Source organism: Streptococcus parasanguinis (assembly GCF_001074805.1).
GTDB lineage: Bacteria > Bacillota > Bacilli > Lactobacillales > Streptococcaceae > Streptococcus > Streptococcus parasanguinis_A.
Window position 1 is genome coordinate 1 of sequence record NZ_JUPI01000047.1, and the last position, 24,170, is coordinate 24,170.

At 35.8% G+C, this 24,170-nt stretch carries 27 protein-coding genes and 1 pseudogene; 16 read left to right on the top strand and 12 right to left on the bottom strand.

Annotation, left to right across the window (positions count from 1 at the left end; genetic code table 11):
• Nucleotides 1-118: 118 nt before the first annotated feature.
• Both rnjA and ADI76_RS03210 read right to left on the bottom strand, forming a co-directional pair.
• Nucleotides 119-1,801 (bottom strand): ribonuclease J1, encoded by a 1,683-nt coding sequence (gene rnjA / locus ADI76_RS03205; RefSeq protein ID WP_003003107.1) that lies wholly within the window; start codon nt 1,799-1,801, stop codon nt 119-121.
• A 3-nt stretch (nt 1,802-1,804) separates the two neighbouring features.
• On the bottom strand, nt 1,805-2,035 hold the full coding sequence (locus ADI76_RS03210) for a DNA-directed RNA polymerase subunit epsilon (RefSeq protein ID WP_003008866.1): 231 nt from the start codon (nt 2,033-2,035) through the stop codon (nt 1,805-1,807).
• A gap of 292 nt (nt 2,036-2,327) precedes the next feature.
• On the opposite strand from ADI76_RS03210, the gene tsaB reads away from it, so the two are divergent.
• The 11 genes from tsaB to ADI76_RS03265 all read left to right on the top strand — a co-directional run bounded on the left by tsaB (nt 2,328) and on the right by ADI76_RS03265 (nt 10,359).
• On the top strand, nt 2,328-3,011 hold the full coding sequence (gene tsaB, locus ADI76_RS03215; RefSeq protein WP_049514741.1) for a tRNA (adenosine(37)-N6)-threonylcarbamoyltransferase complex dimerization subunit type 1 TsaB: 684 nt from the start codon (nt 2,328-2,330) through the stop codon (nt 3,009-3,011).
• Nucleotides 3,008-3,445 (top strand): ribosomal protein S18-alanine N-acetyltransferase, encoded by a 438-nt coding sequence (gene rimI / locus ADI76_RS03220; protein ID WP_049514742.1) that lies wholly within the window; start codon nt 3,008-3,010, stop codon nt 3,443-3,445. The genes tsaB and rimI overlap by 4 nt, the downstream gene beginning before the upstream one ends.
• On the top strand, nt 3,435-4,445 hold the full coding sequence (gene tsaD, locus ADI76_RS03225) for a tRNA (adenosine(37)-N6)-threonylcarbamoyltransferase complex transferase subunit TsaD (protein WP_045759937.1): 1,011 nt from the start codon (nt 3,435-3,437) through the stop codon (nt 4,443-4,445). The genes rimI and tsaD overlap by 11 nt, the downstream gene beginning before the upstream one ends.
• A 138-nt stretch (nt 4,446-4,583) precedes the next feature.
• Nucleotides 4,584-5,576, top strand: a complete 993-nt coding sequence (locus ADI76_RS03230; RefSeq protein ID WP_049474648.1) for a hypothetical protein — start codon at nt 4,584-4,586, stop codon at nt 5,574-5,576.
• 45 nt (nt 5,577-5,621) lie between these two features.
• Nucleotides 5,622-6,167 (top strand): hypothetical protein, encoded by a 546-nt coding sequence (locus tag ADI76_RS03235; protein ID WP_049514743.1) that lies wholly within the window; start codon nt 5,622-5,624, stop codon nt 6,165-6,167.
• Nucleotides 6,168-6,205: 38 nt separating this feature from the next.
• Entirely contained in the window at nt 6,206-7,123 is a 918-nt protein-coding gene (locus tag ADI76_RS03240) for a hypothetical protein (RefSeq protein ID WP_239683613.1), read from the top strand.
• Nucleotides 7,124-7,217: 94 nt separating this feature from the next.
• Entirely contained in the window at nt 7,218-7,886 is a 669-nt protein-coding gene (locus ADI76_RS03245; RefSeq protein WP_049514744.1) for a DUF443 family protein, read from the top strand.
• Nucleotides 7,887-7,892: 6 nt separating this feature from the next.
• A complete protein-coding gene (locus tag ADI76_RS03250) occupies nt 7,893-8,477 on the top strand; it encodes a membrane lipoprotein lipid attachment site-containing protein (RefSeq protein WP_049514745.1) in 585 nt (194 codons plus the stop codon).
• A 109-nt stretch (nt 8,478-8,586) separates the two neighbouring features.
• The gene (locus tag ADI76_RS03255; RefSeq protein ID WP_049474651.1) at nt 8,587-9,282 is read left to right on the top strand and encodes an AzlC family ABC transporter permease; all 696 of its coding nucleotides are present in this window, start codon (nt 8,587-8,589) and stop codon (nt 9,280-9,282) included.
• A complete protein-coding gene (locus tag ADI76_RS03260; protein WP_193390719.1) occupies nt 9,269-9,595 on the top strand; it encodes an AzlD domain-containing protein in 327 nt (108 codons plus the stop codon). Before ADI76_RS03255 ends, ADI76_RS03260 begins: the two co-directional genes overlap by 14 nt.
• A 101-nt stretch (nt 9,596-9,696) precedes the next feature.
• Nucleotides 9,697-10,359: a hypothetical protein gene (locus ADI76_RS03265; RefSeq protein ID WP_049514746.1), complete on the top strand. Its 663-nt coding sequence runs from the start codon at nt 9,697-9,699 to the stop codon at nt 10,357-10,359.
• Between the two features lie 44 nt (nt 10,360-10,403).
• Here ADI76_RS03265 and gla read toward each other — a convergent pair whose 3' ends face one another.
• On the bottom strand, nt 10,404-11,276 hold the full coding sequence (gla, locus tag ADI76_RS03270; protein WP_049514747.1) for an aquaglyceroporin Gla: 873 nt from the start codon (nt 11,274-11,276) through the stop codon (nt 10,404-10,406).
• A 121-nt stretch (nt 11,277-11,397) separates the two neighbouring features.
• The gene (locus ADI76_RS03275; RefSeq protein WP_049514748.1) at nt 11,398-12,570 is read right to left on the bottom strand and encodes an NAD(P)/FAD-dependent oxidoreductase; all 1,173 of its coding nucleotides are present in this window, start codon (nt 12,568-12,570) and stop codon (nt 11,398-11,400) included.
• A 236-nt stretch (nt 12,571-12,806) separates the two neighbouring features.
• On the opposite strand from ADI76_RS03275, the gene ADI76_RS03280 reads away from it, so the two are divergent.
• The gene (locus ADI76_RS03280; RefSeq protein WP_041818372.1) at nt 12,807-13,187 is read left to right on the top strand and encodes a CidA/LrgA family protein; all 381 of its coding nucleotides are present in this window, start codon (nt 12,807-12,809) and stop codon (nt 13,185-13,187) included.
• Nucleotides 13,180-13,875, top strand: coding sequence for an LrgB family protein (locus tag ADI76_RS03285; RefSeq protein WP_003008843.1), 696 nt, complete (start codon nt 13,180-13,182; stop codon nt 13,873-13,875). Before ADI76_RS03280 ends, ADI76_RS03285 begins: the two co-directional genes overlap by 8 nt.
• Before the next feature lie 495 nt (nt 13,876-14,370).
• On the opposite strand, the gene ADI76_RS03290 is transcribed toward ADI76_RS03285, so the two are convergent.
• The 8 genes and pseudogenes from ADI76_RS03290 to ADI76_RS10880 form a co-directional block, all read right to left on the bottom strand.
• Nucleotides 14,371-14,679: a hypothetical protein gene (locus tag ADI76_RS03290; protein WP_049514749.1), complete on the bottom strand. Its 309-nt coding sequence runs from the start codon at nt 14,677-14,679 to the stop codon at nt 14,371-14,373.
• Between the two features lie 3 nt (nt 14,680-14,682).
• Nucleotides 14,683-16,266, bottom strand: coding sequence for an ATP-binding cassette domain-containing protein (locus ADI76_RS03295; RefSeq protein WP_049514750.1), 1,584 nt, complete (start codon nt 16,264-16,266; stop codon nt 14,683-14,685).
• 417 nt (nt 16,267-16,683) lie between these two features.
• Nucleotides 16,684-17,100, bottom strand: a complete 417-nt coding sequence (locus ADI76_RS11660) for a hypothetical protein (protein ID WP_037607130.1) — start codon at nt 17,098-17,100, stop codon at nt 16,684-16,686.
• 10 nt (nt 17,101-17,110) lie between these two features.
• Complete coding sequence (locus ADI76_RS03305; protein WP_049474666.1) at nt 17,111-17,728, bottom strand: CPBP family intramembrane glutamic endopeptidase; 618 nt, start codon at nt 17,726-17,728, stop codon at nt 17,111-17,113.
• A complete protein-coding gene (locus ADI76_RS03310; protein ID WP_049514751.1) occupies nt 17,728-18,882 on the bottom strand; it encodes an ABC transporter permease in 1,155 nt (384 codons plus the stop codon). Before ADI76_RS03310 ends, ADI76_RS03305 begins: the two co-directional genes overlap by 1 nt.
• Nucleotides 18,872-19,552 carry an ABC transporter ATP-binding protein gene (locus ADI76_RS03315; RefSeq protein ID WP_003013660.1) on the bottom strand — a complete coding sequence of 227 codons (681 nt, stop codon included), beginning with the start codon at nt 19,550-19,552 and terminating at the stop codon, nt 18,872-18,874. Before ADI76_RS03315 ends, ADI76_RS03310 begins: the two co-directional genes overlap by 11 nt.
• Before the next feature lie 257 nt (nt 19,553-19,809).
• The gene (locus ADI76_RS03320) at nt 19,810-20,730 is read right to left on the bottom strand and encodes a helix-turn-helix domain-containing protein (RefSeq protein ID WP_049514752.1); all 921 of its coding nucleotides are present in this window, start codon (nt 20,728-20,730) and stop codon (nt 19,810-19,812) included.
• 173 nt (nt 20,731-20,903) lie between these two features.
• Nucleotides 20,904-21,895, bottom strand: a pseudogene (locus ADI76_RS10880) (IS30 family transposase).
• A gap of 291 nt (nt 21,896-22,186) precedes the next feature.
• Here ADI76_RS10880 and ADI76_RS03325 point away from each other — a divergent pair.
• From ADI76_RS03325 to ADI76_RS03335, 3 genes are read left to right on the top strand one after another with little or no spacing between them, the layout of a single operon-like run.
• A complete protein-coding gene (locus ADI76_RS03325) occupies nt 22,187-22,951 on the top strand; it encodes a hypothetical protein (RefSeq protein WP_049514753.1) in 765 nt (254 codons plus the stop codon).
• Between the two features lie 23 nt (nt 22,952-22,974).
• Nucleotides 22,975-23,544: a hypothetical protein gene (locus ADI76_RS03330; protein WP_049514754.1), complete on the top strand. Its 570-nt coding sequence runs from the start codon at nt 22,975-22,977 to the stop codon at nt 23,542-23,544.
• A complete protein-coding gene (locus ADI76_RS03335; protein ID WP_049514755.1) occupies nt 23,522-23,959 on the top strand; it encodes a hypothetical protein in 438 nt (145 codons plus the stop codon). Before ADI76_RS03330 ends, ADI76_RS03335 begins: the two co-directional genes overlap by 23 nt.
• Nucleotides 23,960-24,170: the final 211 nt, after the last annotated feature.

A 24,170-nucleotide genomic window follows, 5' to 3' on the forward strand; every position in this document is an offset into this window, starting at 1 on the left:
GGAGGTGGGACGACGAAATCGAATTCTAACGAATTACCGATTTCTGTCCCACTCTCTTTTTGATCCTCAAAAGGTTACTATAAAACCAGTTGAAACAGTGGTCTCAACTGGTTGTTTTTTAATTTTCGTCATCTGGTGTGAGAATCATTGGGATAATGATAGGTTCACGTTCCGTGCTCTCGTATAAGAATGGGCGAAGGGCATTAACAATCGCACCATTGACGGTTTGGATATTGGCATCTTTGTTCTTCAAGGCGATACGAATAGCATTAAAGAGGATGCGTTGGCTTTCACGAATCAGATCTCCTGATTCACGCATGTAGATGAAACCACGGCTCAAGATGTCTGGTCCAGCCAGGATCATCTTCGATTTGAAGTCAACAGTCGCAACAGCAAGAACGACACCGTCTTCGGAAAGGTCTCTCCGGTCACGAAGGACAGCAGCTCCGATTTCACCGATACGATTTCCATCGACATAGATATCTTGAGCATTGAAGCTCCCTGCGATCCGAGCAGAGTTGGCCGTAAGAGCGAGAACATCACCATTACTCATGATGAAGATATTGTCTTTTTCCACTCCGCAATCACGCGCAAGTCCTGCGTGGATCTTCTGCATCCGGTATTCACCATGGACAGGCATGAAGTATTTTGGTTTGATCAAGCGGAGCATAAGTTTTTGTTCTTGTTGCCCCCCGTGTCCAGAGGTATGGATATTGTTGATCTTCCCGTGAATGACCTCTACACCCGCTTCGGAAATCGTATTGATCAATTTATTCACACTGGTTGTATTTCCAGGAATTGGACTAGAAGAGAAGATCACGGTATCTCCTGGTTGGAGTTGCACTTGGCGGTGCGTTCCGTTGGCAATCCGAGAGAGGGCTGCCATTGGCTCTCCTTGGCTTCCTGTACACATGATCAGGATTTCATTGGCCGCATAGTCTTTGATCTCATTTGGCTCGATAATGGTTCCAGCAGGGACCTTGATGTAGCCAAGCTCGATTCCATTGACGATGGCTTTTTCCATCGAGCGTCCAAAGACGACGATCTTACGACCGGTCTTAACAGCGGCCTCAGCAGCTTGTTGGAGACGGAAGATATTCGAAGCAAAGGAGGCAAAAATGATGCGCCCATGGATGCCTTCGATGATCTTCATGATGGATTGGCCAACCACTTTTTCAGAGTTGGTAAAGGTTGGGATTTCCGCGTTGGTTGAGTCTGAAAGCAGACAGAGAACGCCTTCTTCCCCAAGGGCCGCCATACGATGGAGGTCAGCCGGTTCCCCAACAGGTGTGAAGTCAAATTTGAAGTCTCCGGTACAGACAATCTTTCCTTGAGGGGTGTGAATCACAATTCCCAAAGGTTCTGGGATCGAGTGAGTCGTACGGAAGAAGGTTGCTTTAAGATTTTTAAATTGAAGCTCAGTGTTTTGGTTGATTTCGTAGAGTTTGGCATCACGAAGAAGGCCGTGCTCTTCTAATTTTCCACGGATCAAGGCAAGCGCCAAAGGTCCTGCGTAGATAGGGACATTGGCTTGCTTTAAAAGGAAAGGAATCCCACCGATGTGGTCTTCGTGTCCATGGGTAATGAGGACCGCTTTGACGCGATCGATATTATCAACGATATAAGAGTAATCTGGGATTACATAGTCGATCCCAAGGAGGTCATCTTCTGGAAATTTGATCCCGGCATCGACAATGATGATTTCATCTTGGTATTCGATCCCGTAGGTATTTTTCCCAATTTCTCCAAGTCCACCAATGGCAAATACACCAACTTCTTCAGGTTTTAAGGTATAAGCCATGGATTAGTACTCCGTTAGTTCAAAAGCACCTGACTCTTTCTCGTAAGCAAGGTGTTGCTCAGAAAGTGGTGTGATAAATTCAATGTTGAAATCTGTGTTTGCTTCAACCAATTGACGTGCTTGGATGCGTCCTTCGCGTTCATTTGGTGCATCAATATCGAGATAAAGTGCATGCGTGGTTTCACGACGAGGGTTCCGGTCTTTTGTTTCCTGATAAAAAACTTTGTAAATCATGAAGTAATTTTCCTTTCATTATTTCGGTCTATTTGTTAGCTGCGAAGGAGTGCAATCACTAGAGTTTCCTACTCGCAACCAGTGGACCTGATTCGATACAATTAATTATTATTATATCATAAATTCGCCTGTAAGTAAAAGATAGACTGGAAAAGTCAGAAAGGCAAAGACCTATAATAGAGAAGCTTTTAAGCGGTTTTGGATAGGAAAATCCTGCGTTCTAGAGGAGAGTTTCGCTGGGATTTGAAGGGAATTTGTAGTATAATATAATCCAGTTCAAGAGGAGTAGGAAATGAAATTATTAGCATTTGATACCTCGAGTAAGGCTCTTTCTGTAGCGATTTTAGAAGATGAGACTCTACTTGCAGAAACAACATTAACCATTAAAAAAAATCATAGTATTACCTTGATGCCGGTCATCGATTTTTTGATGCAACAAATCGACTTGACACCCAAGGACTTGGACCGGATCGTGGTGGCAGAAGGTCCTGGGAGTTACACTGGACTGCGCATTGCGGTCGCAACCGCAAAGACCTTGGCTCATACCTTAGGAATTGAATTGGTCGGGGTTTCGAGCCTCTTAGCCCTAGTGCCAGATGATCTAGAAGGTTTGGTAGTGCCTGTCATGGATGCCCGTCGGAACAACGTTTATGCAGGTTTTTACCAAGATGATCAGCTGGTCGCACCAGAAGGGCATTTTCCATTTGAGGAAGTTCTAGAGCATGCAGCGACGAGTGAGCAGGTCACCTTTGTTGGAGAAGTCACGGCCTTTAAGGAGCAGATCGCCTCTAGCCTGCCAAGGGCTACTTACTATGAAACCTTGCCAGATGCAGTGAAAATCGGACGTCTCGGTCTCAAACAAGCGACTGCTAGCCTCCATGATTTTGTCCCTCATTATCTCAAACGGGTCGAAGCAGAGGAAAATTGGCTCAAAGACCACACGGAAACAACGACCTCTTACATCAAGCGCCTATGATGAAAGGAACAATCAAGAAAGGGAGCAGCCAGGATGCGGCTGCCATTCTCGCTGTCATGGAAGATGTCTATGAAGCGAGTCCCTGGAAGTTGGAGCAGATTGAAGCCGATTTAGAGCAGGAATCGACCTCCTATTTCCTAGCTGTGGATGAAGGACAAGTCCTTGGATTTGTCGCCATTCAAGAGACTCTCTATGAAGCAGAGGTCCTACAGATTGCGGTCAAGCGCGCCTTTCAAGGCCAAGGCCTAGCTCAGCAGTTACTTGCGCAGTTGCCGGACCATAAAGAAATTTTCTTAGAAGTGCGCGTGTCCAATCAACCGGCCCAAGGCCTATACAAAAAAATGTATTTTGAAGAAATTGCACGGAGGAAAAACTACTATCACGATCCCATAGAGGATGCTGTGATCATGAAGAGGAACCCAAATGAAAGATAGATATATTTTGGCTTTTGAGACATCTTGTGATGAGACCAGTGTGGCTGTCTTGAAAAATGACGACCAACTCTTGTCCAATGTCATTGCCAGTCAAATCGAAAGTCACAAGCGTTTTGGTGGGGTGGTGCCTGAGGTAGCCTCTCGTCACCATGTGGAAGTCATCACCGCTTGTATTGAAGAAGCCCTGGAAGAAGCCGGTATCACAGAAGCAGATGTCACAGCTGTGGCTGTCACCTACGGTCCAGGCCTAGTTGGAGCTCTTTTAGTTGGCCTAGCTGCAGCCAAGGCCTTTGCCTGGGCGCATGGACTCCCTTTGATTCCTGTCAATCATATGGCAGGGCACTTGATGGCCGCTCAAAGCGTTGAGCCTTTAGAATTTCCGCTCTTAGCCTTGCTGGTGAGTGGAGGACATACCGAGCTGGTCTACGTCAGTGAAGCTGGTGATTATAAGATCGTCGGAGAGACCCGTGATGACGCTGTAGGAGAGGCTTATGACAAGGTTGGGCGCGTGATGGGATTGACCTATCCAGCAGGACGTGAGATTGATCAGCTAGCCCACCAAGGGGCTGATATTTATGATTTCCCACGGGCCATGATCAAGGAAGACAATCTGGAATTCTCCTTTTCAGGGCTCAAATCGGCATTTATCAATCTGCACCATAACGCGCAGCAAAAAGGAGAAAGCCTCTCCAATGCAGACTTGTCAGCGAGTTTTCAAGCAGCCGTACTAGACATTCTCATGGCCAAGACCAAGAAGGCTTTGGAGAAATACCCAGTCAAGACTCTAGTCGTCGCTGGTGGCGTCGCAGCCAACCAAGGCCTTCGTGAACGCTTGGCTTCTGAGATCACTGATGTCAAGGTCATCATTCCGCCACTGCGCCTCTGCGGGGACAATGCAGGGATGATCGCCTATGCCAGCGTCAGTGAATGGAACAAAGAAAACTTCGCAGGCTGGGATCTTAATGCCAAACCAAGTCTCGCCTTTGAAGGAATTGAATAAGAAAAAGGAGCCAATTGGATGTGCAAGGTCCAATGGCTTTTTTGCTGGGATCTCACCAACTAGTAGCGGATTTGCGAGTCGAAAGAAAATTCGGTATGATAGAAGGAATAAAACCTAGATGGAAGAGAGGGAAGTCGGATGGTACGAAACAGCAATAAAATTAAACAGAATGTAGTTGTATATTCTAGCTTAATTTTACTAGGAATGGGGTTTATTTTGTTTCTTTTTGGTTGCTCAAAATATTTGAAGGAAGATACTAAGAGATCTATTAATGGAGATAAAAATGAATATTTTAATACTTATAATCTTAATGCAGATATCCAGAATTTTCAATTTATCCATGCTAAAAATGGTATCGTAGTTGAATGGAAGTTTGAAAATAATAAAGTAGCAAAAGCAGTCAATTCCCCTGATTGGATTAGAGTAAATCAACATTATCTTGTTAGAGCGAGGGAGAAATTAAGACTAGCGTCTGCCTCTAAAAAAATGAAGTCAGATGAATACTCGTATTTAGATGTCTTTGATTTAACCAATAAAAAAGCCTCTAAGAAAGAAGTTAATGCTTGGAAATTAATGGTTAACTATTTAAAAAATGATAATTTTGAATTGGTTGGAACCTTGCCAACTCTAAGAAGGATAGAAAACAATGATTATGTTGTTATTAGAATAAATGATCAACTAACATATCGTTATTTCTTACTTAATCTTAAAACACTTAAAATTGATAAAGAAACAACGGAAGAAGAAATAAATGAGAAGAATAGAGTGTATCTCTTTATTTCTACCCGTAAAGGTTACACTGCTGGAGTTCTTCCGTTTGATAATGGATTTTGGAAGGAAAAATCTTTCAAAGGGGATATCAATTTAAGAGCGTCTTATCCGACAGCATTTAAACTCTTTTCAAAACCAGAAGGTTTTGCTTATAAAGTGATCAATTCTGAGAATGGTGCCATTACGAATGGGAAAGAACTGATTGATCTAGAAACAGAATTTCTTACATTAGGTTCCTCTGTGTACGATTATGCCTATCTGCCTAAAGAACTGAGTATTGAAAATAAAGATACGAAAATCTCTCAATTCGATGAGATTCAACAGTATTATAATGGTAAATCTGTTTCAAATTGGCACTGAGAGAATTTTTAGGAAACATACAAGGAGAGTGAAAAAGAGGTTGTTATGCAAACAATAATTAATTTAGGAATATGGGAGAATAAGAATTACCATTTTGATTGGGAGGAAAAAGTCATACTAGAAGAGACATCTTCTCCTAACTACTGGTCTTATGTACTGCTCCCTATTACATTATTTATTATCAACAAAATTTCGGATGGGTTAGCGGAGGCTGGAATATTTGACAATCAGTTGGTACGACTTGGAACGATTCCGATTTTAGGTGTTATCTCCTACTTCTTAGCTGCGTGGATCATTCGATATTACCATGCAAGCCTGAAATTACAGCCATCCAAGTTGGATGAGGATCAGTGCAAGAAGTTAATCAAGGCATTAAAGAGACGGAAGGTGTACTTTACATTTCTGGTCAATCTTTTTAGGTTCCTAACTGTAGCCGCTATTCTTTTATTTGTCATTGGAAATGAAACCATTGCAGCACTCTTTTTGATGATTAGTTTTATAGTGATATTTATGTTCAAATTTGATTACCAATTATCTAAATGGCCCGATATGATGGAGAGCATATCTCAAGAAGTGGAAAACGGTAATTAAGGAAATCTCTGATGGGCATGAGGCCTTTGAAAAAGTAGGTGGATGTATTGAAAAAAATTTTAAGTTTGAAACTGGTTTGTCTAGCAATTATTGTAGTCGGTTTAATATTCTATTTTAAACCTTCAGAGACTAAGAAAAATCCTATCGAAAAGAGACCGAGCTCAACAAAAGTCATTCATAAAGGGAATCTCAAGGATGTTCAATTATTTGGTGAGAAAAATCAATTTGTTTTGAGTAAGGATCTGACCTTGGTTGATGGGAAGTATCTGGTTGGTTTTGACTATGTAAAAACCGATGACAGAATAAAATGGGAGTATGTCGGATTCCGATATTACGAGATTGACAATCATTTTAAAGAAACAACCGTAAATGCTTTAGATGAGATTCGTAAGACAGCACCAAAAGCCTTTATTTATGATTATCAAATAAATGTTAATAGTGGAGTAAGTGTTGTAGATCTAATCTATTTTGATTCTCGTAGTGCAATGGAACGTAGTATTGGAAATGGGAAAAATATTTATTACAAGTTGGATGAACAGAAATACTATAGCAAATATGCCATCCCAGAGGGCAGTGCAGTTAAGGAAAAAATAATAGACTATACAAATTTAATGGAATTAATCGATAAAAATACCGGCTTTGACCTTCAAGCAGGATTTAAATTTCAGAAACAGGCCAAGAATGTAAACACAGATATTAATCTATTTGCAATTTATCCGGAATTCAAAGAGAAAATGTTGAGTGGTAAGTACTGGATTGAACCTAGATTACAGTTGTTAAGTAGTAAGGAATGGTTTGATACTCTTCTTCATTGGTTTGCACCTAAAGGACAGGACACCTTACCTGGTGTAAAAATTGAAGCTCGGTACTCAATAGATGGTCAAGAACATGAAATTCGTTCTTATGAAGAGTTTAAACAATACTACAATGGAAAAGGTGGTGAATTGTCTGAGTAAAGCCTCATCTGGAAGGTTGGGAGAAGAAAGCTGGATTTGATCAGGTTAGTACCGTCTAGGATGCTATGTTGAAAGCATATAGGAAGTAAGTAGAATGTTAGAATATAAAGAAACAAGTATTTTCTGTCACCAACTGGTAGAGTACGATGGTAAAAAATTTCTGTTAGATGCTAGTACCATGAAGCCTAAGCTCTATTATTGGGGGCTGCCGACGGAAACTATCACTGTTGAGATGATGGAAGTAGATAAAAAAGTTGAAATTCCAGGCACACCCATCAATAAATTAAATGGGGGAACAGCAGCCATTCTAGTTCAGCCATTTGTGGGAGTGGTTTATAGTCTCTTCAAAAAGCTATTCAGTGAGTATGCTATTAGTCAGCAAATTTTTCTAAAGATAGTCTTATTTGTGGTTGCCATACTTATATCTTTTGTGTTCTTTCGATTTTCGATAGAAAAGGCTCGTAAAAAGGTTAAGAATCTATTTCCTACAGCGAGGAAGAGATACAGGGTGACTTTCAAACCGATACCAGAAAGAAAGCAAATTTTTGATGCCCATCTATTAAATGTTGTCTTACTGGCCTGTTTAGCCATGTATTTATTCACCAACAATGGAACAGAAGGGATCTTTTTGGTGATAGGCGGTATTCTTACGGCTTTTCTATTGACCTTCGAATTTGGTAAAGTTCCAGTTCTTTTAGGAGCGAAAACAGGAAATTTAAGGCTAGATAGTGTAGAAGAGATAGTCATCGAAAAAAGTAACTAGAATGAAATGGATAAGAATAAAGAAGTAGAAATGATGAAAAAAACGATCGTTTTGTTTGTAGCGCTTCTATCATTAACAGCATGCGCCCAGTCTCGACAGGAATCAAAAGATTCTTCGCCAAGCAAAACGGAGCAGATCTCAAAAGAGTCTTCAACTGTTAAAAATGAAAAAGGCTTGCAGTTTGTGGTGGGACCACAGTATGAAGGAAAAGAATCAAATGTAATTGAATTAGGGAAGAAATTAACCAAGGAACATCCAGAACTTGGAGATCAAGGAAGCCTATCGATCAACTATACGGGCGCAACTTTCTCATCAAATCAACAAGAATATGCCGTTTTTCTATTGATTAACAAAGCTGGATTTCAAATTGATAAGGATTTTGAGTTTTCATTGAGTTGGAAATATGATGGGCAATTCATTTATCAAGATCAACGGATTAGCTATAAAATTAGTGACAGTGGAGTATTGCCGGATCAATCTGCTACGATTTTGACCTTGCCAATATCAAGCGAGCAAAAACAAATTGTCGAGACCATGACACAAGAAGAAAAGATGACATTAGAGATGTCGGATTTAAAAGTAAATAAGTAGGGGAGAGATTGAGTATAATGAGGGGTTATCCTTTATATACCAGATCTTCTTTTTCAACCTTTTTTCTTGTGTTATAATAGAAGTCAATGATTCAGAAAGGAGTGAGAGAGTGGAAAAAGATTTTTGGCAGGGGGTGAGGGACGCGCTACCGACGGCTTTGGGCTATATCAGTATTGGCCTGGCTTGTGGTGTGGTGGCGTCTCCCTATCTTTCTCCTTTGGAGATGGCCTTGATGAGTATCTTGGTCTATGCTGGGGCGGCCCAGTTTGCGATGATCTCTCTGATTGCAGCTCATTCTTCGATATTGAATATGGCCTTGACGGTGTGTTTGATCAATCTCCGTAATATGTTGATGAGCCTGCATACGTCGTCTGACTTTAAGGATGCTAGTCTCGCTCATACCATCGGGATTGGAAGTCTCCTGACCGATGAGAGCTATGGGGTCTACTTGAGTGAGAAGTTAAAGACGGACACCATTACAGTTCCTTGGATGCATGGGAATAATCTAGTAGGCTATGTGGCTTGGATCAGTGCGACGGTTATCGGAACAGCTCTAGGATCTCTCCTACCTGATCCAAAGGCTTTTGGGCTTGATTTTGCTTTAGTGGCTATGTTTATTGGGATTTTTGCAGCTCAGTTTCAAGGAATGCAACTGACAGAAAAGACCAAGACCATGCTCATGGTGCTGTTAGCAGTAGCAGTGAGTTTCTTTCTCTTACTCTTTTTTGTTTCGCAACCGCTAGCTGTGCTAGCTGCGACCTTGATCGGCTGTTTTGTGGGGGTGGTCTGTGATGCGCGTGAATAGTTATATCTTTATGGCCATTCTGGCCTCAGCCCTCGTTACCTGGATTCCTCGGATCTTGCCCTTCCTCTTAGTCAAATACAAGGGACTGCCGGCTCCTGTGACCCGCTTTCTCAAATACCTGCCCATTTCCATTATCTTTGCCTTGGTTTTATCAAGCTTAGTAGATGGAAAAATTGGAAGCCTCCCGCAGTTCCACTGGTTGGACATCATGGTGGCCATTCCTAGCTTCTTTGTAGCCTTTCGTTACAAAACCCTTATGGGAACTGTCTTATTTGGAATTGTCTTGATCGCCCTATTACGATTGGCGTTTTAAATGGAAAAATATGTTACAAAAAAGTTACAATTGTTACAAAAAACTTGATTTTTGTAACAATTGGAGTATAATGGGACTCAGAAAGATAAAGAGGTGATCGTATGAAAAAATCAATCTTCCGTTGGAGTGCCGCTGTTCTGGTGGCTGCGTCACTTGGTCTAGCACTCGGTGGTTGTGGTGCAAAGGATAAAAAGACAGCTTCCTCATCCGCAAAAGCATCTACTAGCAAGGTAGAGAAAAAAGCCAAAAGTAATAGCAAAAAGAGTGCCGCATCTTCCTCTCAAGCAAACGATACAGCTAGCTCTTCGACTCAAGCCAGTAGCGCGACAGCTTCAAAAGACTCTGGTAAGACTGAGAATGCGTCTACTACGACGCAAGCTACTGTCCCTGCAGAATTGGTGGGAACTTGGGTAGGATCTAGCCCACAAGCAGATGCGATTAAAATGACAGTGGATGCCAATGGAAATGTGACAACAGTGGTTAGCTTCAAAAATGATAGCGAACCGACTCGGACAGCGACCTATACAGCAAGAGCCGTTCAAGCAACAGGCAATATCTATTATTGGAATGTTGAAGGCTTTGATGGGGCTGATGCCTTGCTTCCTGGGATCACAGGGCTAGGTGGAGCAAATTTCCGATTTGAACCTGGTTTTGTCTTAGAAGAAGGACACTATACACCGATTGTTTTCACAACGGATCTCAATACAGAATTTGACTATACCAAATACAATGATTTCCGTTTTTCATTAACCAAAGAACAATAAAAAGACGAACTCGATGGAAGATCGAGTTCGTTTTTTTAGATAGATTAACGAAGATAGATAACTTTGAACAATAATACAGCTAAGATACCAGCAAGAATTGGGGCTACAACTGGTACCCAAGCATACCACCATTTAGAATCCCCTTTGTGTTCTCCCAAGATAGACTTTGGAAGGAAGGCATGGACCAAACGAGGACCAAAGTCACGTGCAGGGTTCAAACCAGGTCCAGTAGGACCACCGAGTGAAGTAACGAGAGCCATAACAAGGAATCCAAGAGCCAAGTGAGCAACACCTAGACCTGGAGCATCTGCTTCTGCCAAAGCCAATTTTGCTGCTGATGTGGTAGCATCAAAGACTCCTCCATGCTCAGCTGCAGCTTTTTGAGCTAGACCAGCAACCTCTGCTCCGAAGAAATTCTTGGTTAATCCAAGTGCAGCAAAGAAAAGGACGAAAGATCCAGCAAACTCGTTGATAAAGCCATTGATGGTAGCAGCCTTACGTGATTCAGGAGTTCCTTTATCCAAACTAGAAATCGTTGAGAATGTTCCCAAGATGTTGTTTGGATTCTCAGTCTGTTGATAATATGGACGGTGACACGCAACGACAACCAATTGTCCAAACATAGCTCCAAGAAGTTGAGCAGCGATGTATGGTAAAACATTTGCCCAAGGGAAGAGTCCGCTAACCGCAAGTCCAAGAGTGAAGGCTGGGTTAATGTGGTTCCCTGAAACATTACCGAACATCAAGGCTGGAATCATTACCCCCATCCCATATCCAATCGCAATGACAAGCCATCCGCTTTGATGACCTTTAGTTCCTTTTAATTCAACGTTTGCAACAGCACCGTTTCCGAGGATAAGTAGCAAAGCTGTCCCGAAAAACTCAGTCATGAGTTTAACACTAAAATCAAAATCCATGATTCTAATAATCTCCTTTATAAATTTTATACCAATCCATTCTATCAAGTAAATACTAACTTGTAAAGAATTTTTAAAAATTTTATTTCAATAGATGAAGAATAAAGTTAGTGAATTTCTATCAGTAATGAGGGCTCCCTGCTACCCAACCAGTGCAGAGGGCGGATGTGATATTAAAACCGCCTGTATGGGCATTGATATCGAGGACTTCTCCTGCAAAGTGGAGTCCAGGAACGAGCTTGCTTTCTAGGGTTTTAGGATTGATTTCTTTAAGGCTGACACCGCCCTTGGTCACAAAGGACTTGGCTAGTGACATCTTCCCAGTGACGGGGATGGGCAACTCTTTGATTTTTTGAATGAGCTCTTCTGTCTGAGGAGGAGTGAGTTGCTTGGCTTTTTCAGGGAATCCTTGCGCCAAGAAATCAGCTAATCGTTCAGGAAGCAGGGCTTTGAGGCTATTTTTAATGGCCTTTTCTCGATACTCTTCTAGAAAGTCTTTTAACTCTTGAGAAGAGGTTGTCGGAAGGAGGTCCAGAGATAAGATTTCACCGCCTTTAACAAAGCTGGACATCCGAAGGGCTGCAGGGCCAGAAAGTCCAAAATGGGTAAAGAGAAGGTCGTGTGTGATGATGTGTTTTCCGTAGCTGAGGGTCACATCTGTCAGAGAGATCCCTTGGAGGGCCTTGTGTGGAAAATCTGTCAAAAGAGGACTTTCTGCCGCTTCGAGATCGGTGATGGTGTGTTTAAAGTGGCGGGCAATTTCGTGTCCATAGCCGGTAGAGCCGGTAGAGGGGTAGGATTTGCCTCCGGTTGTGACGATCAGCTTATCAGCTGTCCAAGTGTTTTCAGATGATTTGACGATGAAGATGTCTTCTGGCTTGGTGACAGAGACCACTTCACAGTTGGTGGCAATACTAGCACCTAGCTCAAGGATCTTATTTTCTAAGGCTTGAATAATGGTGCGAGATTGATCACTAACAGGAAAGACCCGGCCATGATCTTCGACTTTTAACTTGACGCCATTATCGGTAAAAAATTGGATGATATCATGATTATCAAATTGGGAAAACACACTGTAAAGGAAACGGCCATTTCCAGGGATACCGGCCATCAAATCGTCTAAGGTCCCGTTGTTTGTGACATTACAGCGACCTCCTCCGGTACCAGCAAGTTTCTTGCCCAGCTTTTTATTTTTTTCGATCAGTAGCGTAGGTTGGCCATAAGAGGCGCTGGCAATGGTCGCCATCATACCTGCTGGGCCACCACCGATGACAATGGTGTGAAAATGAGTCATGTAGATCCTTTCATGGTAACTTAACCGTTTTTGGTTTCATTGTATCATAAAATGGATGTCATGAATCAAAATAGTAGCTTCAATTTTTGGTAATTTGTTTTATTTTTTTAGAAAAAAGCTTGCAAATTTTCCGAAAAGGAGTAAACTGATAGGGATAAATGGATGTTTACTTCTAAGTAAGCAGAAGCGAGGATACGAATCCTTATTGGAAATGATCCATAAAAAGGGAGATGAAGATGAAATTATATGTACAACTGACGATTATATTCACGATTTCATTAATTGGTGAAATCATTTCGGATGGGTTGCACTTACCAATTCCTGGAAGTATGATCGGGCTGTTGATCCTATTTTTATTATTACAGTTTAAGTTACTACGCATGCGCCACGTCAATATGGTAGGAAATTTTTTATTAGCAAACATGACGATTCTGTTTCTTCCCCCTGCTGTCGGTATTATGGATAAGTTTCATGTGATTGCACCTTATCTGTTTCCAATCATGTTGATTCTAGTTGGAGCCTTGGTCATCAATGTGGCTTTAATTGCAATTGTGGTTAGTTTTATAAAAAATCGTTTTGAAGGTGATTATCCAGAAGGGGGACGCAAGCATGGCTAATTTTGCGAGTAATCCTTTATTTGGGATTGTCTTATCTATTTGGGCTTATTTGATTGGAATGTTAATCTTCCGCAGGTATCCCCATCCTATAACAACGCCACTTTTAGTGGCTACAGTTATCGTTATCTTATTCTTAATGATTACAGGAATTTCTTATAAAGATTACTATGTCGGTGGTTCCCTGTTAAATCAGTTGATTGGACCATCGACAGTCGCCTTGGGGATTCCTCTCTATAAAAGTTTCCATTTGATGAAGCATCATGCACGGAGTATTTTGATCGGCTCAACAGTAGCGGTTATTGTGAATACGATTTTTACAGCCTTGATCGCGAAAGCATTTGGAATGAAGTACTTTCTAGCCATTTCGCTCTTTCCAAAATCGGTTACGACTGCAATGGCAGTTGGGATTACTGAAAAAATGCAAGGAATTACGACCATCACTCTTGTGGTAGTTGTAGCAACTGGATTATTAACAAGTGTCTTGGGTCCAACGATATTGAAACTGTTAAAAATAAAAGATCCAGTAGCTATTGGTTTAGCCCTTGGAGGAACTGGACATGCAGTAGGAACAGGGACAGCGTTTAAGTATGGTCATGTAGCCGGTGCTATGGCAGGATTGGCAATAGGGATCACAGGAATTTTGTATGTATTCATTAGTCCAATTGTGGCTTCGATGATTTTATCCTAATACATTTTATTATTTTCTGAGAGAGGCTCAAGAAGGGTCTCTTTCATTTTGTAGTGAAAGCTTAAAAATCAATCTAGAGTGAAAGAAGCTTTTCATGATTACTATCCAAAGCTTTTCCAAGCGTCTAAAAAATGGTATAATGAACTGTAAATTTCAGAAGTTGGAAGGAATGTCATTACTATGATGAATATGCAAGACTTAATTTAAGATTCTTAAAGTCTTGTTATTTATCAAAATACTGATTTTAAGCGATTTTGTATTTGATAAAATCAACAATTTATAGATGTGTTACATTATATTGGACAGTAAATGGACAGTGACAGAGTGTTTGAAGGAGAGAAAAAGAGGCCTAAGGGTCTCTTTTGTTTGTTTTGTAGTTAGTTTAAAATTAGTTTATTTCAAAAATACTAAGTAAGTATTTAAGATAGAAGAGAAACGCTGATTTGTTTAACGTTCTGAAGGCAGTACAGTTAACTAGATAGGGATTGAGTTAGTTTATTTATCAAATTTTTTAAAAAAATAAAATTTTTTATAATATCTATTTTTATTAAGCGTCAAATCAATATCTTCTTCAACTTCTTTTACAGTTATATTTATAAAACGAGGCAATGATAGAAGTTGTAAATTATAAAATTTTATTCCCCTGCTGTTTAGAACAAGCAAATCTAGTAAATTGCCCTCTATCCTAATTTCAACTTGAACTTCTCTTGACATTAAATTCTTAATAATCAGAAAATCTTTTTGTTGACTTCTTTTAGAATTTACGTAGACATATTTTTTTCGTTCGAAAATAATTTTTTTCAAATCTTATACCATTTCAATAATATAATCTTTTTTATTAATATAATTTTTTGTATGGCTAACAATAATCAAAATAGAATTTTTGAATCTATCTCTAAACATCTCATCAATTTTTCTAGAATTCACCTCATCTATATGAGCATATGGTTCATCTAATATTACAATTTCGGAATCCTCTTTTAAGTATTCTCTAGCTAATGCTAATCTAGCAATTTGGCCTTTTGAAAGTGTTTTTTCAGTAACTATTAGATTTAATAGGTCCTTATTATGAAACTCATCAAACAATCCGAATTTTTGAAGCGTATCTATCAGCTCTTCGTCTGGTATCTGATGCGAATATGATAGATTATCCCTTATTGTTTTATTTACTAATATTTGCTGTTGACTTTGATAATAGGCCAGTTTACTATATAGGGTTTTCCCATTCTTAAAAGTTAAATGAATTTGCCCAGTGTTAAATTTAACTAAACCTAAAATAGAATTTAATAACGTTGTTTTACCAATACCAGAACTACCTGTTAATTGGTATACTTCACCTTCATAAAAATTTAGATTACTTATTATTTTTTTATTAAACGGATTTAAATAATTAATTATTTCAATTTGAGTGTTTTTTCCAAATTTTACAAATACACAATTATTCGAATTCGATTCTAAATCAGAAAATGTATTAAGATATTCTACCATAACCTCTTTGCTTCGCTTTATACTAGTTAGATCATCTGATATTGCTAATAAAGGAGCTAGTAATTGAGCACAGTACATGATATATAGAGTAACTGAAGACATCTGTGTCACACCTCTTTTTATATCATTCATAATAATAAATAACAATGATATAGAAATTAAAATAAATAATAATTGGTTACCAATCTGGCTAAATATACTTATCTTTAAAGTATTTACTGATATTTTAAAAATTTCTTGAATTGATATTTTTAAATCTTTAAATTCTTTATCAATGGTATTGTTAATTCTTATTAATCCCAACCTTCCAAGGACATCAGAAAGTTGCTGATTTGTTGTTGATAAAAAATTTTGAAATCTGATTTGAATTTTAGATAAGATTTTTCCGGATAAAATTGAATAAGTAACTACTACCAATATACCTATGATTATAAATAACGTAATTTTTAAATTTAGATAAAACAATATGATTATACTTAAACTTAATTGAAGGGTATTTATTATTAAAGTTGGAATCTGTCTCGAAATTAAATCAGAAAAAAAGCCGGGATTATATATGACTCTACTTGCCCAAGTAGTAGTTTCAAGATTAAATATTTCCGAATTTAGAAGAGATAATACACTTTCTTTTCGTAGAGATAAGATCGTATGTTCTCCTATTTTTCCGAGTATATATAAAGAAAAATACATAATTGCATTTTGTATTAAAAAAAGTAGTGCAAGAGGTACCATTCTATTATAGTTAAATTCTTTAAAGTTTTGGAATAATAGATTAATCTGAGCTGGCAATAATAGTCCTACAATAGCTGAGACTGAAGCTAGTACCACACCTATTCCCCATAGTACTCTTTCTTTGAAACTTATATAAAAATGTATTTTTTTTAATAAATCTACGATAGTCATAGTGTACCTCTAATATATTATGTTAGCTAACATTAAATTAAAAGATAGGTGCACCTTTTTTATGAGAGAGATGCACCTATTTTATAGAAGTTAGTATTTAATGAAAATATCCAATAATCGAGCTACGTTTTTAAGATAAATTAGACATGTACTTTCTTCCATTATGATTTCTTTCTACCATTTGAATAGTAGGTTACATGAGTATAAACACCCCAAAACCATTGAGTTGTCAATTTTTTAAATAATCTAATCATTTTCCATCACCTCCTCCTAATAAGGCAAAAAAACAATATTATGATTTCTTTCTACCATTTGAATAGTAGGTTACATGGGTATAAACACCCCAGAACCATTGAGTCGTTAATTTTTTAAATAATTTTAGCATGATTTTTTCACCTCCTTTCAATATATATTTCATCAGAATTGTCCTTGCTTAACTTTTCTAAAAGTTTTGGAAAGAATTGCAATAAATCCACCTAGTAATAATTCTTGTAAAAAGAATCCGAAATAAGTACCAAATTGTAAATTTCTATTAAATGTAAACACTGAGGTTTCGGATTGAATAGTATTTTGTTCAATAATCGTCATAGGGGTAACACTAAAAATTGCAAACATCATCAATGCGTGTATAATTCCAAAACTAATCAAGATTAACCAAGTATGTTTATTTTTAACTGCAATATTACCAGAAATAAAAGCCAATAATATTGACGGAATAATTTGAACAAATAACATAAATTGAAAAATACTAAAATGTTCTAACATGAAAAAACATATTGAAAATTCTACAACTAGTAACGCAATAAACACTATTTCTTTGTTTGTAAGTTTCATTTTATCTCCTTTAAATAAAATCTAATACAATATTCCATAAAGCATGAATTGTTGTTGAGACAAGAATATTTCCGGTTTTATCCCTAATGACAAATAAAACAATAGATAGCGGGAGCCTGTATAATAAATTATCTAATATACTTTCCTCCATATGTCCTAAATAGCTAAATATTATACCTTGTAGTAAACATATAATAAAAAAATTTCTAAATAATATCTTAAGTATTTCAGGAACCAGTAATCTATAAACGAATTCTTCTTCCCAGGCAATTAAAAAATTTAATACAATAAATAAAAATATATAAATGGCTGAAATATATTTTTCTGTAAATAGAAATACATATATAGTTATTAAAATAACTGAAATAATTAGAATACTGACTTGTTTAAAAGAGAATATTTGTTTGGTTTTAATACGAATTAAACCTGTTTTATTTAGCTCCCACCATAGAAATAATGCTGTCATTGCAAATATTATTCGTTCACCGAACATCATTTTTAGCATTCCTGCATTCCCTAATAACAGAGCTACGAGAGCATCTCCTAAAATAAGAGATAAGAGTGGAAAAATTGCTGTGGCGATTAATATAACAACAACTTCATGTTTATGTAGATTACAATTCTCCATTATTTCAAACCTTCAATAACATTTTTATTTGCTGCAACCATTGCAGGAATGATACTAAATACAACTCCAAATACACTAGTTGTAAACAATGTGATTAAAATGTGATTCAAAGTTAATGTCGCAACAAAACCACTTATATTCATTAAAATAACAAATATTTCAGCTATTAGGATTCCTGACATACCTCCTATTATGGATAAAAATGTACCCTCTATCATATACGATAGGTAGATATCAGATTTTTTTGCACCTAGAGCACGACGAATTGCTATTTCCTTACTACGCTCACTTACGGAAGATAACAAAGCATTCATGACTCCAAAACCAGCAACAAATATTGAAATACTTGAAAGAAATGCAATAAAATTAAGTATAGTGTTAGCTTGAGCTTTAGTTTCTTCATAAACACGTTTGTTATCGATATATGAATAAGTTCCTTCACGATGATATGTTCCATGAATATCTAAAATTGACAAAGCTTTATTAATATTCTCTATTTTGTTAGTTGATATCACCAGCTCATCAAAATATTCCTTATATCCTAACAGTAAACGCTTCGTATCCTCAGTAACTATTAAAGAAGGTAATCTTTCGTTAACAGCTGATCCATAAAAAATTGACTGAATAGTGTAATCTTTGCCAGATATATTAATAGTTTTTCCTAAGAAATTCTCAACGTTTCCCTTTCGAGTCAATAACATTAGAGCTTTATCGCTAATAGCAATCCCGTTATTTAGGTTCTTTATCGATTTCCCTTTTAATAAGGATGGTACATTTAATCCATTTTTATTCAAATCATCTAATGTACGAAAACTGAGATATTGTTTTGTTTTATTAAAATATGTTTCAGCATACAAGCCATAGGAACTAGCAGATAACCTCACATCTTTCCCGATAGAATTCTCAACTAATCTTTTATCTTCCTTAGAAAAACCACCTCTAGTCAAGATATTTTTGGGAGTATAAGTTATTGTTACAGAATCCTCCTCAATGTGTAAGTCATCACCTAATGTAGAAGTGGTATAAGAAGAACTTGATAAAATAACTAGTACCACAAATGTTGCTACGGCAATCGCTAGAGCAGTGAGAATACTCTGTCGTTTATTTCTCAATAACAGTTTTAAAGTATCTATCAAAATTTTTTTAAACTTCATTTAATTTCAATCCTTCCAGCGTTAAATGACCATTTCTCATTTTATACCTAGTTTTACTGCAATTTGCAACAAACTCATCATGAGTAACAATGATAATTGTAGTACCAGAATTGTTTAAATTTTGTAGAATTTGTAAAATCTCGTCCCTACTTTCTTCGTCTAATGCTCCTGTAGGTTCATCTGCTATAAGAAATTTTGGCTTATGAGCAAGAGCTCTGATTAGAGCAACTCGCTGTTTTTGTCCCCCTGATAAATTATTTGGATATTCATTAAGTTTGTCTACAAGGCCCAAGTCTTCAACTAAACTCTCAATGTATTTTAAATTTGCCTTCTTCTCTGAGTAGAGGAATGATAATAAAATATTTTCTCTAACCGTGTACTCATCAATTAGATGAAATTGTTGAAATACAAAACCAATATCATTGTTACGGAGTGTAGCATGTTGATCCTCATTTAAACTTTTTATAATTTCTCCGTTAAGTTTGTACTCTCCGCGAAATTCAGAATCGAGTAATCCTAAAATATTGATTAATGTGGATTTACCAGATCCAGATGGACCCATTATAGATATAAAATCTCCTTGTTTAACTATTAAATTTATATCTTTTAAAACACTATTTTTAAATTCTCCTTGATTAAAACTTTTACATATATTTTTTAATTCCAACATAGAATACTCCATTTTATCTTATCAATTATATAAAAGTCCAAAAAATTGAAATAACTAGTAATAACATATTTTATCTCCTTTGTTTTTTTATTTACGAATATTATACTTATAAAAAACATATATAAAAAGGCCAAAAATGTCACTTATTTTAAATAGAATTCTTTATATAAACACATTATTAATAAAAAAAATCCCGAATCAGCTTTAACTTTAGCTAATTCGGGATTTTGCCATGACATTTTTGTCACTTTCCTTACTCAGTTTTTATTTTTAAAGTAATCTTGAAGATCACTTTGCCATTGTTTTTCTATCTGTTCTATAAGATAGCTATTATTAATCATTTTTGCAAATATTTTTGCTTCTTGAAAAAAATTTTCGGCCATTTGATAATTTTGTTTTGAAAATAGCGCATAGCGCCATTCCCATATACGAATAATAGGTTTTTTCTGATAGTCGTAGGTTTTAGATGTTAAATCATTCAATTCTTGAAGAATTTTTTCAAATCGAGTATAATCACTCATTTTTTCAAATATTCCAAGTAATAAAAGTAAGGAATCTCTAACAATAAATACATAATCAAGATCGAACTTATCTAATTGTTGTAGAATATTGTTAGCTATTATTGTACATTTATGTTTTTCTTTCTCATCTAGAAGTGTATTGGGATGAACTAATCTTAATAAAAATAATTTTATGATTAAAAGCTCATTTACTTCGTATTCGGTTTTAAGAAGAATTTGATTAAAGTAATCTTGTAAAATCATTTCCAAATTACTATCATCGTTTTGCAGCCCAAAGTCGTCATAGGCTTGTAAAATATCGATAATGATCCTTTCTTCTTCAGGTAAATCATCGTAATACTCGTCAAAAATCTTATCAAAAATTTTTTCTTTTTCTTTAGCAATGTTCTCATCTTCATATGTGGGGGTTCTCATCAAGTAATATTTTAACTGCAAATAATCTTTTTCTAACTCTACGTAATCTGGCATTAATTTAAAATCTTCTATTCCTAGCCGATTCGCAATATATTTCAATTTTGTTAATGTAGGTCTTGACTCACCTCTTTCAATCCTAATTAATTGACGGACACTTAATTCAGATTCATCTCCACAGAATTCTTGACGACTTATTTTTTGAGCTAATCGCATCCTTTCAATTCTTTTACCAAAATCCAGCAACTAGTTTTAACCTCCTAAGTTAATTACTTATATTATAGCATTTATTGAATAACATTTAAAAATTTTAATTTATGAATATAGATATGGATACTGTCAATAATTTTGTGTGAAAAATCAGGCAGACTTTTCTTTCCGAAATTGTCAAGTCAAGTGCAACAAAGATGTTCCTTTGATTAAGTCAGTATTCTTAAAGCTGTTTGAGCAATCTTAAAGAGCTTTTTTGCAGGCAGATAGACATGAATTCGTCTTGGTCTTTCATTGGTAGCATTTGTATAGTCCTATAAAAGATTATGATTTAGTTCTTTTAACAAACTCCTCTTTTGGAATGAACTCTCTTAGTAGTCCATTAAAGTTCACATTTGTCACTCGTTCATAAGATGAATAGGCATGAGCATAAACATCTACCCTTTATTTCACTCAATGAAGAAATTTCGTTCCATTATTTGTAGTGTTGAGCTTAATGGATAAAGTTACATAAACTATACGACTACTTGATTGACCTACTTTGCCTTCTTCTTCACGAGTATCCTTGTGATAGCATAGTGTGTTCGTCGTTCTACCAAGATCAGAATAGAAGGACCTCCTACTGTCTTTCCACCCAGAACAGAATCGATTTTCCAATCTCCAAAATGGGAACGATTATTGATCTCTTCAGGTATTTCTTCAATTGACTTTCATAGATGTTCTTTGGTAGAGAGACGCTTGGCAAATTTCTTACGGCTCTGCACTGCTCTTGGAAAATCAATGACCTTAATTTTAACAATCCTTGATGGACATAGTTAAAGAGCGTCTTGCTTGAAGGATCAGCTGTTGGGGTCTATATGTGTGAACAAAGGTATCTTCGCTAAGCTTCTTTCTCATTGCTTCTGTATATTCTATCAGAAAGTAGATCGAAACTCGATCCAGTTTCAGATAATAGCCGGCTACTCTAGCATGACGATAACAGTTATTGGCAGAATCTACAAAATATTGTTGATAAAAGACATTCTACCCATTGACTTGTGTTATGGACCCATGATTGATTTAACGAGTAATAGTAGTTCGATTTCTCCCCAGTCGCGCATGTTTGAGTCCTAAACATAAATAAGCTCAATTTTCCTCGTTCAGCTTCAGATAAGTGTTTGTAGGATTGATTTGAGGCAGAACAATTAGTGGACATGATCATCTTCTGTTATACTGTTTTTTGCAACTCTGGTATATCAGATGACATGTCATTTTCGTTGCACTTCATTTTACAACAGCGCATTATTTATAATCCACAACAGTTCAAGATAGATTTCTTAAATTATCATAAAAATTGAAATAACAATTAATATTTGATAGAATAAAATAGTGTACTTTATAATTTTACTTAGTCATAACTATTTTTTAAGGGATTACCTTTTAAATCAAAAAATGAGCCATATGACAATATTTATTCACAGCATAGTATTTTAATCATTGTAGAGTATAAAAAATGCAAAAATTTTATGATAATTATTGTAAAAAAAGAGTTGACAAAGATGAAATATATTTCTTTAATGGATATCAAGGAGAAGTTGAATTAAACAAGAGTAACATAGACAAACAAAAAGAATCCGAAGTTCTTCTAGTAAGATATGCTAGTCCAAAATCAAATTTTGACAGGTTGAGATATAAAAAATTTAACTATGATGAAGATACTCAAATGGATGATACATTTTCATTTGAATCGGAACTTGCAGAATTAGAAAAAGATTCACAACGCTTTGCTCCAGATTTGAATAAAAATAAGGAGGTATATTTCCTTCCGACAAATCTAGAATCAATAGTAAAACAAATAATTAATGGTAATAGAAGAAAAGTACCTGAAATTCTATTTCCTTTAATTCCACAGGATATTCAGAGGGAATTTAATTTTAAATGTACTCCTACGCCAATAGAAATTGTTACTCATGAAAATTTTGGTAGATTTGCTACTTCATTTATTAAATTAGAAGAATCCTTGAATGTTCTCGAAGTAAAAGAAAAAATGGATTTTATAAAACAAAATATAAATGATAAGTTTGTTGATGGAATAAACGATTATTTTGTTGGTAATTTAAACCAAGGCTTCGGAATGATGGAACGTGATTCTGAGAAAAAATATGCTACACCGAGTACGTTTCACTATAATTTTGTATTGAGAGACAATGAAAAGGATAGTATGGTGAATTTACTAAAATTATTGAGTGAAGAATTTATACCATATCCGTTTGAATAAAAAACGAGTGGAGGAAAAATAATATGATAAATCAAGATATAAATAATTTTGATAAAATTATGAATATTGTAGAGAAAAATGATATAAAAATGCCTTTACTAGCAATAAATGAACCGATTTTTGGTATTGTATCGCACTTAGATAAGATTTACACGATTTATGTCATGCAAGATAGGACTTTGTTGAAAAATGATCATTTGGTAGATATAAAAGAAATTTTAATTACTGAACCTAACCCTAATAATCTATACAAAGTAATAGATGGTAAAATTTCAATTCGTAATTTCTTTTTGAAATCTAATAATTACAGCATTGGAAAAATAGCTAATAAAATTTTTCCAAAAGTAGAAATTAAAGACTTTTCGAAAATTTCAAATAAAATTCCTCCAATGGATTTATATTTAAATTTGAATTTGGAATGTACGAAATATTATAAAGATAACATTAAAAGTCGTTGTGAACGTTTAAAAGAATACAATAACTTTAATAATAGTCTTACTTTTACAAATAATAAAAATGTGGAAGTGAAGAAACAGATAGAAGCTCTAGATATACATTGGGAACTTAAAGATGAAATATATAGTAATAAATAATGGTTGTAAAATTAATACATTAGAGTATAATACATTTGAGATAGACGAGTATAAATCTGGTGAGACAATTTCAGAGAACCAAGAAGTTAATCTTTCTATAAAAATAGGTTTTAATAAGAATAATATATTAAAAAGAGTTCTATTACTAGATATTTTAGTAGAAGGTAAACACGAGGATCTCTTATTACGTAATCTTCATTTAGATTTATTTTACGAATTTGAGTACAAAAAAGAGTATAAAGAATCTTTTTTTGATCATTTAGATATGTATATGATAAAACATTTTTTAATAGAAACTAATAAAATTGTTGAGACTATAAGTTCATTAGATCAAGCAACATCTTTTTCTTTAAAAGAAGCAATAAGTGATGTTAGTAAAAAAATTCCAGAGGATTTATCAGTATCAGTGGAGTAAATTAATTATCGTGATTTATTTTTGGAATATAAACAGTATTTTTTCTTGGTTCATTTAAAAATTAGAACTCATTTAAAAGAGGCTCAGTTTTGAGCCTCTTTTTTCTTTCTTTGATATGCTAACGATTTGTTTTTAGGTTAGTGTCAGAAATTTTATTCTTTTCTTAGTTCAATGACTTGATCGTATCGACTTTCATTATCAATATGGTGAG

Excerpts from the sequence above, each read along its gene's own strand:
- tsaD (WP_045759937.1), top strand. The coding sequence starts at position 3,435 with ATGAAAGATAGATATATTTTGGCTTTTGAGACATCTTGTGATGAGACC.
- ADI76_RS03285 (WP_003008843.1), top strand. The coding sequence starts at position 13,180 with ATGGCTAATTTTGCGAGTAATCCTTTATTTGGGATTGTCTTATCTATT.
- tsaB (WP_049514741.1), top strand. The coding sequence starts at position 2,328 with ATGAAATTATTAGCATTTGATACCTCGAGTAAGGCTCTTTCTGTAGCG.
- ADI76_RS03265 (WP_049514746.1), top strand. The coding sequence starts at position 9,697 with ATGAAAAAATCAATCTTCCGTTGGAGTGCCGCTGTTCTGGTGGCTGCG.
- ADI76_RS11660 (WP_037607130.1), bottom strand. The coding sequence starts at position 17,100 with ATGAAACTTACAAACAAAGAAATAGTGTTTATTGCGTTACTAGTTGTA.
- gla (WP_049514747.1), bottom strand. The coding sequence starts at position 11,276 with ATGGATTTTGATTTTAGTGTTAAACTCATGACTGAGTTTTTCGGGACA.
- ADI76_RS03250 (WP_049514745.1), top strand. The coding sequence starts at position 7,893 with ATGGATAAGAATAAAGAAGTAGAAATGATGAAAAAAACGATCGTTTTG.
- ADI76_RS03335 (WP_049514755.1), top strand. The coding sequence starts at position 23,522 with ATGAAATATATAGTAATAAATAATGGTTGTAAAATTAATACATTAGAG.
- ADI76_RS03230 (WP_049474648.1), top strand. The coding sequence starts at position 4,584 with ATGGTACGAAACAGCAATAAAATTAAACAGAATGTAGTTGTATATTCT.
- ADI76_RS03310 (WP_049514751.1), bottom strand. The coding sequence starts at position 18,882 with ATGAAGTTTAAAAAAATTTTGATAGATACTTTAAAACTGTTATTGAGA.
- ADI76_RS03330 (WP_049514754.1), top strand. The coding sequence starts at position 22,975 with ATGATAAATCAAGATATAAATAATTTTGATAAAATTATGAATATTGTA.
- ADI76_RS03280 (WP_041818372.1), top strand. The coding sequence starts at position 12,807 with ATGAAATTATATGTACAACTGACGATTATATTCACGATTTCATTAATT.
- ADI76_RS03210 (WP_003008866.1), bottom strand. The coding sequence starts at position 2,035 with ATGATTTACAAAGTTTTTTATCAGGAAACAAAAGACCGGAACCCTCGT.
- ADI76_RS03295 (WP_049514750.1), bottom strand. The coding sequence starts at position 16,266 with ATGACTATCGTAGATTTATTAAAAAAAATACATTTTTATATAAGTTTC.
- ADI76_RS03305 (WP_049474666.1), bottom strand. The coding sequence starts at position 17,728 with ATGGAGAATTGTAATCTACATAAACATGAAGTTGTTGTTATATTAATC.
- ADI76_RS03315 (WP_003013660.1), bottom strand. The coding sequence starts at position 19,552 with ATGTTGGAATTAAAAAATATATGTAAAAGTTTTAATCAAGGAGAATTT.
- rimI (WP_049514742.1), top strand. The coding sequence starts at position 3,008 with ATGATGAAAGGAACAATCAAGAAAGGGAGCAGCCAGGATGCGGCTGCC.
- ADI76_RS03235 (WP_049514743.1), top strand. The coding sequence starts at position 5,622 with ATGCAAACAATAATTAATTTAGGAATATGGGAGAATAAGAATTACCAT.
- rnjA (WP_003003107.1), bottom strand. The coding sequence starts at position 1,801 with ATGGCTTATACCTTAAAACCTGAAGAAGTTGGTGTATTTGCCATTGGT.
- ADI76_RS03275 (WP_049514748.1), bottom strand. The coding sequence starts at position 12,570 with ATGACTCATTTTCACACCATTGTCATCGGTGGTGGCCCAGCAGGTATG.
- ADI76_RS03245 (WP_049514744.1), top strand. The coding sequence starts at position 7,218 with ATGTTAGAATATAAAGAAACAAGTATTTTCTGTCACCAACTGGTAGAG.
- ADI76_RS03325 (WP_049514753.1), top strand. The coding sequence starts at position 22,187 with ATGCAAAAATTTTATGATAATTATTGTAAAAAAAGAGTTGACAAAGAT.
- ADI76_RS03260 (WP_193390719.1), top strand. The coding sequence starts at position 9,269 with ATGCGCGTGAATAGTTATATCTTTATGGCCATTCTGGCCTCAGCCCTC.